11 protein-coding genes and 2 tRNA genes are annotated in these 12,215 nt (G+C 67.2%); 6 read left to right on the top strand and 7 right to left on the bottom strand.

Annotated features, from left to right (window positions below):
- Positions 1-125 precede the first annotated feature (125 nt).
- From VN419_RS03520 to VN419_RS03505, 4 genes are all read left to right on the top strand, one after another.
- Positions 126-977 carry an L-2-amino-thiazoline-4-carboxylic acid hydrolase gene (locus VN419_RS03520; RefSeq protein WP_325644497.1) on the top strand — a complete coding sequence of 284 codons (852 nt, stop codon included), beginning with the start codon at positions 126-128 and terminating at the stop codon, positions 975-977.
- A gap of 88 nt (positions 978-1,065) precedes the next feature.
- Entirely contained in the window at positions 1,066-3,702 is a 2,637-nt protein-coding gene (locus VN419_RS03515) for a PEP/pyruvate-binding domain-containing protein (protein ID WP_325644495.1), read from the top strand.
- A 204-nt stretch (positions 3,703-3,906) separates the two neighbouring features.
- Positions 3,907-4,752, top strand: coding sequence for a phosphate/phosphite/phosphonate ABC transporter substrate-binding protein (locus VN419_RS03510; protein ID WP_325644493.1), 846 nt, complete (start codon positions 3,907-3,909; stop codon positions 4,750-4,752).
- Positions 4,752-6,683, top strand: coding sequence for an ATP-binding protein (locus VN419_RS03505; protein WP_325644491.1), 1,932 nt, complete (start codon positions 4,752-4,754; stop codon positions 6,681-6,683). The genes VN419_RS03510 and VN419_RS03505 overlap by 1 nt, the downstream gene beginning before the upstream one ends.
- A gap of 110 nt (positions 6,684-6,793) precedes the next feature.
- Here the strand turns inward: VN419_RS03505 and VN419_RS03500 are convergent.
- The 5 genes from VN419_RS03500 to VN419_RS03480 form a co-directional block, all read right to left on the bottom strand.
- Positions 6,794-6,869: transfer RNA gene (locus tag VN419_RS03500), tRNA-Thr, on the bottom strand.
- Between the two features lie 105 nt (positions 6,870-6,974).
- Positions 6,975-8,246 (bottom strand): HipA domain-containing protein, encoded by a 1,272-nt coding sequence (locus VN419_RS03495; protein WP_325644490.1) that lies wholly within the window; start codon positions 8,244-8,246, stop codon positions 6,975-6,977.
- Positions 8,236-8,574, bottom strand: a complete 339-nt coding sequence (locus VN419_RS03490; RefSeq protein WP_325644488.1) for a helix-turn-helix transcriptional regulator — start codon at positions 8,572-8,574, stop codon at positions 8,236-8,238. The genes VN419_RS03495 and VN419_RS03490 overlap by 11 nt, the downstream gene beginning before the upstream one ends.
- A gap of 382 nt (positions 8,575-8,956) precedes the next feature.
- Positions 8,957-9,033, bottom strand: a tRNA-Pro gene (locus tag VN419_RS03485).
- Between the two features lie 57 nt (positions 9,034-9,090).
- On the bottom strand, positions 9,091-9,291 hold the full coding sequence (locus VN419_RS03480; protein WP_325644486.1) for a Trm112 family protein: 201 nt from the start codon (positions 9,289-9,291) through the stop codon (positions 9,091-9,093).
- 142 nt (positions 9,292-9,433) lie between these two features.
- Here VN419_RS03480 and VN419_RS03475 point away from each other — a divergent pair, with 142 nt between their 5' ends.
- Together VN419_RS03475 and VN419_RS03470 are read left to right on the top strand one after the other, a co-directional pair.
- Positions 9,434-10,285 carry a PHP domain-containing protein gene (locus VN419_RS03475; protein ID WP_325644484.1) on the top strand — a complete coding sequence of 284 codons (852 nt, stop codon included), beginning with the start codon at positions 9,434-9,436 and terminating at the stop codon, positions 10,283-10,285.
- 114 nt (positions 10,286-10,399) lie between these two features.
- Positions 10,400-11,188, top strand: a complete 789-nt coding sequence (locus tag VN419_RS03470) for a PilZ domain-containing protein (protein ID WP_325644482.1) — start codon at positions 10,400-10,402, stop codon at positions 11,186-11,188.
- 4 nt (positions 11,189-11,192) lie between these two features.
- On the opposite strand, the gene VN419_RS03465 is transcribed toward VN419_RS03470, so the two are convergent.
- Together VN419_RS03465 and VN419_RS03460 are read right to left on the bottom strand one after the other, a co-directional pair.
- A complete protein-coding gene (locus VN419_RS03465) occupies positions 11,193-11,717 on the bottom strand; it encodes a DUF6691 family protein (protein ID WP_325644480.1) in 525 nt (174 codons plus the stop codon).
- Positions 11,718-11,719: 2 nt separating this feature from the next.
- Positions 11,720-12,215, bottom strand: a 496-nt coding sequence (locus tag VN419_RS03460) for a YeeE/YedE thiosulfate transporter family protein (RefSeq protein WP_325644478.1), incomplete at its 5' end; no start/stop codon positions are given.

Below are 12,215 nucleotides of genomic sequence, written 5' to 3'. Positions count from 1 at the left end.
CCGCAATGTCGCCGCCTGCCCGCTTCCCCCGGCCCCTTGCGATCGGAATGGAAACCCGCCATAGTTTCAAACAGCGCGGGGAACCTGTTCCAGCGCCCCGTACCCTGAGCCAAACGAGACGCCGCATGACCGCACCCGCTCTGTTCTCCAGACGCTCCTTCCTGTTTTCCAGCCTGCGCGCCGGACTGGGCCTGGGCCTTGCCGGGGCCTGCGCCTGCTATTTTCCGGCCGGCCTGCTGGCGGCAACGTCCGCAGCGCCCGCGGCAGCCGATCCCGCGCGCACCGCGGGCCTCTCGGCGGAATTCGCCGGAGTGAGCCAGGGGGCCGAGGCTTGGCTGGCCCCGCGCCTGGGCGCGGCCAGGGCCCAGCGCATCGCCGCGGACAGCCGGACGCGCTTTGCCGCGCTCCTGCCTTCCATCCCGGACATCGGCCCGGCGAACCGCAACCAGGAGAGCCTCATGCAGGCGGTGTGGCTCACGGCCATCACCCAGGCCATGCGCGCCCTGGGCCTGCCAGAGAAGGACGCCGGGCGGCTGATGTACGACCTGTGCGAGGAGGAGATGCGCAACCAGCCGCAGGAACGCCTGCGCGCCAGGGGCCAGGCCCTGTTCTCGCAAGAGGGCCGCGCGGAGCTTGCCGCCTGGGCCGAGGACACCCGCAAGCGCCGCCACCCCGGCGACTGGGTGGCCAAGGCCGTGTTCGGCGACGGCGACGCCTTCGACCTGGGCTACGACTATTCCGAATGCGGCGCGGTGAAATTTTTCCAGGCCCACGGCGTGGGGGCCGTTGCGCCCTATTTCTGCCTCAACGATTTCGTGCTCTCCCGGGCCGAGGGCACGGGCCTCACCCGCAGGCACACCATCGCCCAGGGCGACAGCCTGTGCGACTTCCGCTACAAAAAGGACGGGCCGGTGCACCAGTCCTGGGACACGGAAACCCCGCGCTTCGCCAAAAGGCAGCCCCAACAGCGGGTTTGAGTTCTCCGCCCTTGCGCGGCCCCGGCGCTTTCTGTACTGTGGCATCGTCACATCCCGGCGCTTTCACGTCCAAGCACTGGAGACTCGGATGCTCAAGTTTCTGAACATGCTCCTCGGCAGCGGCAGGCAACAGGGACAGTCCAGGGACGACGACGCCGTCAAACGCAAGTACGAGTACTTCAAGAGCCTGCTCATCAAGAACAACAGGTCGCTGGAGCTTTTGACCGAGCTTGAGCACCTGCTGTACGAGAACAAGCCCTTCACCCTGGACCACGTGCTGGCCCTGTCCGAGGACCTCATCAGCCTGGTGTACGACCTGGCCGAGGATCTGAACGCCCTTTCCGGCGGCAAGTACCCCGGACTGTTCGACGCCACCGAGCGTCTGGGCGTCACCATCCTGAAAGATCTGGTGCACCGCAAGCGCATCAAGAAGGGCGAGCTTTTGCTGCCCATGCGCGCCCTGAGCGCCGAGCTGGCCGACGAGGTGGGCGGCAAGGCCGCCAACCTGGGCGAGGTGGCCAACCGCGCAGGGCTGCCCACGCCGCGCGGCTTCGCCGTCTCGGCTTACGCCTGCCAGCATTTCCTCAAGACCTCCGGCCTGGCCGAGCGCATCGAGCGGCGCATGAAGCGCATCGACGTGAAGGACACCGAAAAGCTCATGGAGATCTGCGAAGAGATCCAGGCCATGATCATGGCCGCGCCCCTGCCCGACGAGCTGACCGGCGGCATGGCCCGGCTCATGGACGAGCTGGCCGAGCTCTTCGGCCCGGACGTGCGCGTTTCCGTGCGTTCCAGCGCCACCTGCGAGGACACCGAGGCCACCTTCGCCGGGCAGCACTCCACGGTGCTGAACGTCAGCTCCGCCAACGTGGGCAACGCCTGGAAGGAAGTGGTGGCCAGCACCTTCAGCCCGCGCGCGGTGTATTACCGCCGCAGCATGGGCTACTCCGACGAGGACGTGGTCATGGCCGTCCTGTGCGTCACCATGATCGACGCGCGCGCCAGCGGCGTGCTGTACACCAACGACCCCAACATGCTCGCCGGCTCCCAGCGCGAGGGCGCGGACGACATCCTCATCAGCGCCGCCTGGGGCCTGGGGGTGAGCGTGGTGGACGGCAGCGCCAACACGGACTTCTACTCGGTGCGCCGCAAGGATTCGGCCATTCTGCGCCACGAGGTGGCGAAAAAGGTCGCGCGCCTGCGCCTGCGGACCGAAGACGGCATCCGCGAGGAGGCCGTGCCCGAGGCCGAGCGCCTGGCCCCCTGCCTGGACGAGGGCAAGATCCGCCAGCTGGCGGCCTATGGCGTGCGCCTGGAGGAACACTACGGCCAGCCCCTGGACATAGAATGGGCCCAGGACCAGGCCGGACGGCTGTTCATCCTGCAGGCCCGGCCCCTGGGCATTGGCCACGGCGTGAAGGATGAATGCAGCCTGACGCCCGAGGCCGAACCCCTGCACGGGCGCGAGGTGCTGCTGCGCGGGGGCGACATGGCCGCGCCCGGCAGCGCCGCGGGCCAAGCCTACATTTTGACCAGCGACCACAACCTGCCCGCCGTGCCCCAAGGGGCAATCCTGGTGGCCAAGCAGACCTCGCCCACCTACGTGCCGGTCATGGACCGCATCCGGGCCATCATCACCGAGGTGGGCAGCGTCACCGGGCACATGGCGAGCGTTGCGCGCGAATTCGGCGTGCCCACCCTGGTGGGCCTGGAGAATGCCAGCCTGGCCATCCAGCCCGGGGAGGACATCACCCTCGACGCCACCAGCCGCATCGTCTACCGGGGCATCGTGCCGGAACTCATCCGCGACAAGCCCTGCGTGAACCTGATGCGCGGCAGCCCGGTGTACAAGGCCGCGCAGGAAGCGCTCAAGCGCATGGCGCCCTTGACCCTCACCGACCCCAAGGCGCTCAACTTCGCGCCCGAGGGCTGCCGCAGCCTGCACGACGTCATCCGCTTCGCCCACGAGATGGGCATGCGCGAGATGTTCAACATCGGCGACGAGATGGACGACAGTCAGGGCACGGTGCGCCTGCGCGCGGGCCTGCCCCTGAACATCCTGGTGGTGGACCTGGGCGGCGGGCTCACCCCCACGGCGCCCAAGAAAGTCGTGGAACTGGAGCACATCAAGAGCGCGCCCTTCCAGGCCCTGCTGCACGGCATGACCGACCCCGGCGTGCGCTGGCTGGGCGGGGTGGGCGTCAGCCTCACGGGCTTCGCCACCATCATGGCCGAGTCCCTCATGAGCGACCCCAACGCCGACGGCAGCATGGGCGGGCCCAGCTACGCCGTTGTCAGCGACCATTACCTGAACTTCAACACGCGCCTGGGCTACCACTTCGCCGTGGTGGACAGCTACTGCGGCCCCGGCATCAACGACAACTACATCGTGTTCTCCTTCAAGGGCGGCGCGGCCGACATCGCCCGGCGCTCCCGGCGGGCCAAGCTCATCGCGCAGATACTGAAGCGCCTGGGCTTCAAGACCGAGATCAAGGGCGACATGGTGCGCGGCGAGATCAAGAAGTACTCCCAAACCGACCTGAAGCAGAAGCTGGACATGGTGGGCCGCCTGCTTGGCGCGGTGCGCCTGCTGGACATGCTGCTCTCCGACGACGGACAGATAGGCTGGTATGTGGACGAGTTCTTCAACGGCAACTACACCTTCGAGCGCCATGGCGAGGGACCGCAGCAAGACCCCCCTCCGCCCGTGGACGGCATGATCTGACGCGACGGCGGCCGGATTTCCGCATAGCCTTGCCCAGCGGCTACGTATTTCCCTTCCCCCCAAAAGAAGATTCTGACAGAGTGTTCCAGACATTCCTCCCGCCCGCAGGGCGGGGTGCGTCTGCGTTCCTGTCCCGCCCTGCCCGGACGCCTGGGCGCGAACCTGCGAAACCGCGCGCCAGCGGGGCTTCGCCCGGAGGCGATCATGAAAAAGATACTGGCGGCGCTGTTCCTTCTGCCCGCGCTTCTGCTCGCCGCGCCCCGCCCAGGGCAGGCGCAGAGCCTCAGCGTGGGCGTTGTGCCCCAGCAGTCCGCAGCCGAGATGGCCAAGGGCTGGGTGCCCCTGCTGGCCTACCTGGGGGAGCGCACGGGCCTGCGGCTGCACTTCGAGACGGCCAAGGACATCCCCACCTTTGAGAAGCGGCTGGCAAAGGGCGAGTACGACATCGCCTACATGAACCCCTACCATTACGTCGTGTTCCACGCTGCGCCGGGCTACAACGCCTTTGCCCGGGAAAAGGACCGCAAGATACAGGGCTTCATCGTGGTGCCCAAAAACAGCGCGGCCAGCCGCCTGGAAGACCTCGCAGGCCTGACCATCGCCTTCCCAGCCCCGGCGGCCTTCGCGGCCACCATACTCCCCCTGGCGCATTTGAAGGCGCAAGGCGTGACGGTGAAGCCGAACTTCACCTCCTCCCACGATTCGGTGTACCTCAGCGTCTCGCGGGGCTTCTTCCCCGCCGGGGGCGGCATCAACCGCACCTTTGAGAACATACCCCAGGAGGTCCGGGCCAACCTGCGCATCCTCTGGAAGTCCCCGTTCTACACGCCCCATGCCGTGGCCGCCCACCCGAAGCTGCAACCCGCCCTCGTGCGCAAGCTGCTGGCCGCCATGACCGCCCTGGACTCCGACCCGCGCGGCCGCGAGCTTCTGGCGGGGATAGGCTTCAAAGGCTTCGAGGAAGGGCGCGACGCGGACTGGAACGACATCCGCAAGCTCGGCATCCACATGCTGGAAAACCTGAACAGGGACATCGCGGGGGCGCCCTGATGTCCCTTCGGCTCAAGACCGTCCTGGGCATCGCGCTCATCGAGTCCGTCCTGCTCTGCTTCATCATCTGGCATGGCCTGAACTACCTGGCCGAGTCCAACACGGCGCAGCTGGACAAACGCGTGCGCACCGTGGCCGAGCTTTTCGCCGCCGCCAACAAGGCGGAGGTCCTCGCCCTGGATCTGGCCACCCTGGAGAGTTCCATGGATGTGCTGGCCGCCGAGCCAGGCTTCGTCTTCGCCAGAATCTCCAGCGCAGCGCGAGGGGTGCTGGCCCAGCGCGGCGAGGAACCCAGCGCGGAACTGGGTGTGCGAAAGGCAAAGGCCCTCATCGCCGAGGAAGCGATTCCCCTCGGCTGGCTCGAGGTGGGCTTCACCGACGCGTCCATAGCGGAGACTGTCCGTCTGGCGCGGCGCAACGCCCTGGCCATGAGCGCGGCGGGCATCCTGGCCTCGGCCCTGTTCTCCGCCGTTCTCGGCTTCTATCTCACCCGCCAGCTCTCCAGGCTCACACAGGCCTCTGAGGAAATAGCCGCCGGCAACCTCGGCCACCGCATCCCTGTGCGCGGCGGCGACGAGCTTGCCAAGGTGTCCCAGGCCTTCAACCACATGACCGAGGAACTGGACCGCAGCCACGAGCACATGGAGGAGCGCATCCGCGCGCGCACCGAGGAGCTGGCCAAGTCCAACGAGAACCTCATTGTGGAGATGGCCGAGCGCAGGCAGGCCCACCGCGACATCAGCCAGATCCTGAGCGCCGTGTCGGCCATGCTCGTCAGCCTGGATGTGGAGAACCGAGTGCGCCGCATCAACCAGGCCGCGGAGCATGGTTTCGGCCTGCGCGAGGCCCAGGCGCTGGGCCGCCCCCTCGAAGAACTGGGACTGGCCTGGAAGCAGGACGAGGTGGCCGAGGCCCTGGCGCGCTGCCGAGAGACGCGCGCCCCGGTGAAGGCCGGTCCTCTGGGCTATACAAGGCAGGACGGCCACCAGGGCTTTCTGATGCTCTCCGCAAGCCCCCTGCTGGGCGAAACCCCGGACGCACCCCTTGAGGGCATGCTCCTGCTGCTCGACGACATCACCGAGATGCGCACCCTTGAGGTAAAGCTGGCCCACGCCCAGAAGCTTGAATCCATCGGCCAGCTGGCGGCCGGCATCGCGCACGAGATCAACACCCCCACCCAATACGTGGGCGATTCCGTGGCGTTTCTCAAGAACGCCTTCTCGGACCTTCTGGGCGTGATTCACGAATACGCAACCCTGGCCGAGGGAAACGCGTGCGCCACCCCAGAGGAATATGCGGCGCGCAAGAAGGCGGTGCACCAGGCTTTGGAAGCGCTGGACTACGAATTCCTGATGGAGGAGGTGCCCAAGACCTTCGACATGATCCAGGACGGCATAGAGCGCGTGCGCAGCATCGTGCTGGCCATGCGCCGCTTCGCACATCCCGGCGACGGAACCAAGAAGGCCGTGGACCTCAACCAGGCCATGGAAAACACCGTCACGGTCTCGCGCAACGAGTGGAAGCATGTGGCCGACCTCGTCACGGACTTCGCCCCGGATCTGCCGCTGGTGCTTTGCCAGCCCGGCGAGGTCAACCAGGTGCTGCTCGGGCTTGTGGTGAACGCGGCGCACGCCATCGGCGACGCCGTGGCCGGCACGCTGGAAAAGGGCCGGATCACCTTACGCACCCGCCAGGAAGGCGCCATGGCCGTCCTGTCCATCACCGACACCGGCACCGGGATTCCCGAAGCGGTGCGGCCGCGCATCTTCGATCCCTTCTTCACCACCAAGCAAGTGGGGCGCGGCACGGGGCAGGGCCTCACCATCGCCTACGACATCGTGGTGAACAAGAACGGAGGAAGCATCACCTTCGAGACGGAAACAGGCCGGGGCACCACCTTCCACGTCCGCCTGCCCATCTCCGGGGCATAGCCCAGAGCCGCGCACAAGCAAAAAGGCCGGGAGGAGCGATCCTTCCGGCCTTTTGCTTGCGCGCGGGCGCAAAAAAGCCCGCCGGACGAATCCAGCGGGCGGAAATGGCGTGGAGCCCATGAACGGAATTGAACCGTTGACCTCTTCCTTACCAAGGAAGTGCTCTACCGACTGAGCTACATGGGCATGGGCGATGCCGACGCAAGGCCCTATCCCGACAGGGGCTTCGAGGTCAAGAAAAGAATCGCGCCACGCCGGGAAAAGCGCGCCGCCCCCAAAGCCGGCGCGGCCTCAGAAGCCCAAATCTCCCCACTCCGCTCCCTGGAACGCGTAAGGGTTGAGGAACTGGCGCCGCCACAGGAAATCGCGGTCCACCACGGAAAGCGCGGCCTCGTCGCACACCGCCTCCCAGCGCGCCTGGATGGTGCGCACCTGATGCGCGATGACGGCCCGGGCCTTCTCCGCCCCGAGCAGGAAGTGCGGGGCCGCGGCCAGGCAGTTCGCCAGCCTGCTCAGGCGCTGGTCCGCCGTGATGAGCATGGCCTGGGAAGCCTCCTGCCCGGAGCGGCCCTGGGGGCACACGTCGTAGGCCGGGGTAAGGCCGAGGCGGCGGCCATCCCAGAAGGCCGCGTGGTTGCGGGCGTGGTCGTCGGTGTTGCCGCACAGGATGTTGAACACGAGCCGGCGGAACAGCTCCTCCAGCGTGGCGGCGGAGTTGGTGAACCGGTGCCGGATGATCTCCGCCAGGGTTTCGTAGCTGGCGTAGCGCGCCATCATCTCGTCCAGGCCGAACAGGGTGAGGGCCGACACCATGGCCTTGCGCCGCCAGCCGCCCTGAACTTTCTCCCGGTCAAAGCGCTCCACCAGCAGCACGTCCTTGCCCAGGGCGCGCACCAGCCGCACGTCCGCGGCGCGGATGCCGACCTCGGCCGCCAGGCGCATGGCCAGATACTCGGCCTTGACCACGTTGTAGAGGTCCGAGGAGGAGGAAAATTTGGCGATGAACTTGCGCCCGCCGTCCACGATCTGCGCCTTGGGCCTGGCCCCGCCCAGGGAAGTGCCGTGCTGCAGCGCCAGGGCCAGGTCCGGGGCCAGGGGCACGCCCCGCTCCACCGCCTCCGAGGCCGTGAGCAGCGCCTCCAGCGGGGCCGACTCGCCCTGCCTGGGCACGTATTGCGTGGGCGAGGCCTGAAAATCCAGCGCGCCGATGCGGTCCGAGCCGGATTCGAGCAGATAGGTCAGCTCGTCCAGCTCCACATGGGCCGCGCCCTCACCCTTGAGGCCGAACTTCCGGTTGATGAGCACCCGGCGGCCCCAGGCGTCCGGCGCGCCGTCGCGGATGCTGCTCGGCATGGACAGGCCCGGCGGCAGGGGCAGCGCGCCCTTGCGCAGGGGCAGCTCCGGCTCGTAGATGGCGATGGCGTCGTCGCGCTTCAGGTAGCCCACGCCGTAGTTGAACACCAGCGACCGGCCCACCTCGGCCAGGCGACCGGCCACCACGGGCTCCAGGGCGCCGGGCAGCCAGATCCAGACGTAGGCCTCGGCGTACTCCCTAGAAGTCATCCTTCACGCCCCTGAGTGTCGTCCGCACCAGCTTGGGCAGCAGGGCCTTGCGCTGGGTGCTGTGCTCGTGCAGCACGGTCATGGTGCCGGGGTCGGCGTCGAACAGGGGAATGCCCACGATGGCCGCCACCTCCAGCACCGCGCCGATGCCGCAGCCGGGCTCACCGGCCTCGATCCGGGCCAGCAGCGTCCGGGAGATTCCGGCCCGTTCGGCCAGCTCCTTGGCGGTCAGATGCTTGGCCTGCCGCCCTTCGCGGATCAGGTTGCCCAGGTGCGCGAGGGCTTCCCTGGCGTAGCGGGAGTGCGGACGGTGGGCGGGCTTGGCCATGGCGGCTCCGTATGGTTTTTGCGGCGCGGCCGGGAAGCCGCGTCTCCATGCTCCCTGTAGCTCCAGCGGCCTCCGCCGTCAATGGCGTGTATCATAAATGAGTCCACACGTGGTCAGCGGACCTGTTTATGATACAAATACTGCGGCACCCATCCCCTGCGGAGCCCAGCCAGGCCTTCCGCGTCGCGGGGGCAGAGAGGGCGCGGGTCGCCCAGTTCCGAGAAGGGGCCAAGGCCCTGCCCGGCGTCGGGCTATGCGTGGGGTGCGCGGAGGCGGAAGAAAACCGACGGGAAAAGCCACTTTGTGGGCGTCTGGTTCCGCAAGTGGTTCCGCGAAAGAGAAAGGGCCTTGCAAAATTACTCTGCAAGGCCCTTATATCATTTGGTCGGGGCGACATGATTTGAACATGCGACATCCTGCTCCCAAAGCAGGCGCGCTACCGAGCTGCGCTACGCCCCGAAAATCAAGGCCCACCCTCTACGGCAAAAGCGGCGGGGCATCAAGGCCGGGCGTTCCTCAGCCCTTGGACGGCTGGCTCCCGGTCCATTTGGCCAGGGGCGCGGCTTCCTCGGCCAGCATCACCGGAATCTCCTCACGCACGGGGTAGACCACGGCGCAGGCGGCGCAAAAAAGTCCGTCCTGCCCAGGCAGAAGCACAAGCCCCCCATGGCACTTGGGACAGGCCAGAAGTCCCAGCAACTCAACATTCAAGGCCATGCGCACCTCCGCGTCAAAGACTGGCCCCCCTATACCCGACAGCGCCCCCGCGCACAAGCGGTCACGTTCCACTTGACGCAACACAGCCTTTGGCTGATAGATAAGAAAGAGAAGCAGCACGTTCGTCTATACGAGGCCCGCCATGCACCAACGCATCGACCTGCACACCCACTCCACCGCGTCCGACGGAACCCTGAGCCCAACGGAACTCATGCGAGCGGCCAAGGCGGCCGGGCTCTCGGCCATCGCGTTAACGGACCACGACACCTTCGAGGGCCTGCCCGAGGCCAGGGAAGAGGCGAAAAAGCAGGGCGTGGAGCTTGTTCCCGGCTGCGAACTTTCCCTTGATTACAGCGGCCTGCCCACACACCTGCTGGCGCTGTTTGTGGATGAGCGCCCCGGCCACGTGGTGGGCGAGCTGACCCGCGTGCGCCAGGCACGCGCCGCGCGCAACGACCTGATGCTGGAAAAGCTGAAGGCCGTGGGCGTGCACCTGAAGCGCGAGGACGTGGAACGCCACGCCACCGGCGTGGTGGGCCGCCCGCACATGGCCCAGGCCATGCTTGCCGCCGGGGTGGTCAAGACTTTCGAGGAAGCCTTCTCGCGTTTTCTGGGCTCCAGCGGCCTGGCGTACGTGCCCAAGGCCAAGCTCACCCCCACCGAGGCCATCCGCGCCATCCACGCCGACCACGGCCTGGCCGTGCTGGCCCATCCGTACCTGCTCTCGCAGCAGCCCAGGCAGATCGAGGCCATGCTGACCGAACTGAAGTCCCTGGGGCTCGACGGGGTGGAGGTGTACTACACCGAGCATTCCGACAAATATACGGCCCTGGTGGAAGGCCTGGCCCAGCGCCTGGACCTGCTCATGAGCGGCGGGTCCGACTTCCACGGCGCGGTGAAACCCGGCGTGACCCTTGGCCGGGGCCGGGGCGGGCTCTTTGTGCGCGGCGAACTGCTGGACAGGATGAAGCAGGCCCTGCAATACCCCCAGTAGAGGTGCTATTACCCTCTTGCCACCTGGCATCGTTCCTGGCTATAGTTGTGTCTCACTCACGGCGGTTCGCCCTCCGGCCCGCCGAGCATTGTGGAACACATGGAGAAGCCTCGGATGGATGCTCAGACGGATGCGCAGCAGGAAAGACAGCCGGAAGCGCAGCCGGTGCCGCAGCCAGACGCCCAGCCAGACGCGCAACACGCGGCCAAAGGCAACGGGCGTCAGGCGATAGAGAACAACGAGGCTGCCCGCCGCGTGGAACGCCTGCCCGGCGTGCACCTGAAGCTCAAGGTCGGCAATCAGCTTTTCCTGCGCCTGTTGTGCGTGGACCAGCGCTACGAGGGCAAGGTGGTGGGGCTTGAGCCTTACGCCTACAGCATCGTGCAGGTGCGCCTGCCCCAGGACACCCTCTCCCGCCTGAGCCAGGATCCGGGCGTGGTGGCCCAGCTGAATGCCGGGGGCACGCTTTTCGGCTTCCGCTGCGAGGTGGTGAACCGCGTGAGCGTTCCCGCCCCGCTCCTGTTCCTTTCGCACCCCGATACCGTCGAACGCCTGGTGCTGCGCCGGTCCGAACGCGTGGACGTGACCCTTCCGGGCACCATCCACGGCTCCTTCGGCGATCATGAGGTGATGCTGTTGGACCTTGCACCCTCCGGGTGCAGCTTCGCCGCGCGCTCCAGCTTCAAAAGCCCCCTGCGCCAAGCCCAGCGCGGCGAACGCGTCCTGCTGCGCTTCGACGTGGGCTGCGGCCAGCCGCTCATGGCTCCCCTCACCCTGCGCCGGGTGGAGGAACAGAAGGGACGCATCACCATGGGCGGCCAGTTCGTGGACGTGAGCGAGGACAACTCCCGCCTCTTGCACGACTATCTGACGCGCATGCGCAACCTGCTGGGCGGCGATTAGCCCCCTACAGCCCCTTGCGTTCGATGAAGCGCAGCAACAGCACCCCGCCAAGGACAAAGGCCGCGATGACCGGCCAGTGCCACAGGCCGAGCAGCCCCGGCAGCGTCAGCTTGCCGTAGTCTCCCCAGGTAAGCACGCCGGCCTTGAGGGCCGGATAGGCCTCGGCAAACGCCGCCGCGCCCAGCAGCATGCCCGCCATGCCCGCCAGGGCGTCCACGCGCCCCTCGCCCAGGGCCGCGCCCGCCGTGCCCGGACAGTAGCCCAGAAGCGCCCAGCCCAGGCCGAAGATCAGCCCGCCCAGCACGTTGCCGCCCAGGATCAGCGGCTTGACCGCGAGCTTGGCCAGGCTCAGGTCCACCAGCAGGTACACCCCGACCATGCCCACCAGGATGGTGGAAAGCATGAACTTGACGATGGTCATGTCCTTCAAAAGCAGCGCGCCTATCTGGCGGTCGAAGCGGATGACCTCCGCCCGCTGCAGCAAAACGCCGAAGCCGATTCCGGTGATGAGTCCGTACATGAGTTCCATGTCTATCTCCCTGCCTTGCGGCCATAGACCAGCCGAGCCATCACCAGCCCGCCCACAAAAAAGCCGATGAGCGACACGAAGCCGCTGAGCGCCAGTTGCAACGAGCCGGAAAGCCCGTGCCCGCTTGGGCAGCCATCGGCCAAGCGCGCTCCGAACATGGCCACCGCGCCGCCGATGAAGGCCAGCAGGAAGCGCAAGGCCCTGGCCTGGCCGAAACGCTCGGCGAAACGGTCGGGCACGGCCTGGATGCGGAAGGTGTTGCTCAAAAGGGCCGCGCCCAGCGAGCCCAGGCCGATGCCCACCACGAACAGGAACTGCCAATCGATCTTTGGCGCTTCCTTGACGAAATAGGCCATGGCCGAAACGCGCTCGGCGTCCACCGCGCTTTCCACAAACCCGGCCGCGCGCACATAGGTGGTGGAGGCGCCGAAATACTTGCCCGAAACATACACAGAGAGCACCAGCAGCAGCCCGGCCAGCGCGCCCGCCACATACGGG

Origin of the sequence: Humidesulfovibrio sp. (genome assembly GCF_035560995.1) — a bacterium.
In the GTDB taxonomy this organism is placed as follows: domain Bacteria; phylum Desulfobacterota; class Desulfovibrionia; order Desulfovibrionales; family Desulfovibrionaceae; genus Humidesulfovibrio.
Note: the sequence above shows the minus strand (reverse complement) of the source record. Positions and strands in the feature narration are given on the sequence as shown.

Excerpts from the sequence above, each read along its gene's own strand:
- VN419_RS03520 (WP_325644497.1), top strand. The coding sequence starts at position 126 with ATGACCGCACCCGCTCTGTTCTCCAGACGCTCCTTCCTGTTTTCCAGC.
- VN419_RS03515 (WP_325644495.1), top strand. The coding sequence starts at position 1,066 with ATGCTCAAGTTTCTGAACATGCTCCTCGGCAGCGGCAGGCAACAGGGA.
- VN419_RS03510 (WP_325644493.1), top strand. The coding sequence starts at position 3,907 with ATGAAAAAGATACTGGCGGCGCTGTTCCTTCTGCCCGCGCTTCTGCTC.
- VN419_RS03505 (WP_325644491.1), top strand. The coding sequence starts at position 4,752 with ATGTCCCTTCGGCTCAAGACCGTCCTGGGCATCGCGCTCATCGAGTCC.
- VN419_RS03495 (WP_325644490.1), bottom strand. The coding sequence starts at position 8,246 with ATGACTTCTAGGGAGTACGCCGAGGCCTACGTCTGGATCTGGCTGCCC.
- VN419_RS03490 (WP_325644488.1), bottom strand. The coding sequence starts at position 8,574 with ATGGCCAAGCCCGCCCACCGTCCGCACTCCCGCTACGCCAGGGAAGCC.
- VN419_RS03480 (WP_325644486.1), bottom strand. The coding sequence starts at position 9,291 with ATGGCCTTGAATGTTGAGTTGCTGGGACTTCTGGCCTGTCCCAAGTGC.
- VN419_RS03475 (WP_325644484.1), top strand. The coding sequence starts at position 9,434 with ATGCACCAACGCATCGACCTGCACACCCACTCCACCGCGTCCGACGGA.
- VN419_RS03470 (WP_325644482.1), top strand. The coding sequence starts at position 10,400 with ATGGATGCTCAGACGGATGCGCAGCAGGAAAGACAGCCGGAAGCGCAG.
- VN419_RS03465 (WP_325644480.1), bottom strand. The coding sequence starts at position 11,717 with ATGGAACTCATGTACGGACTCATCACCGGAATCGGCTTCGGCGTTTTG.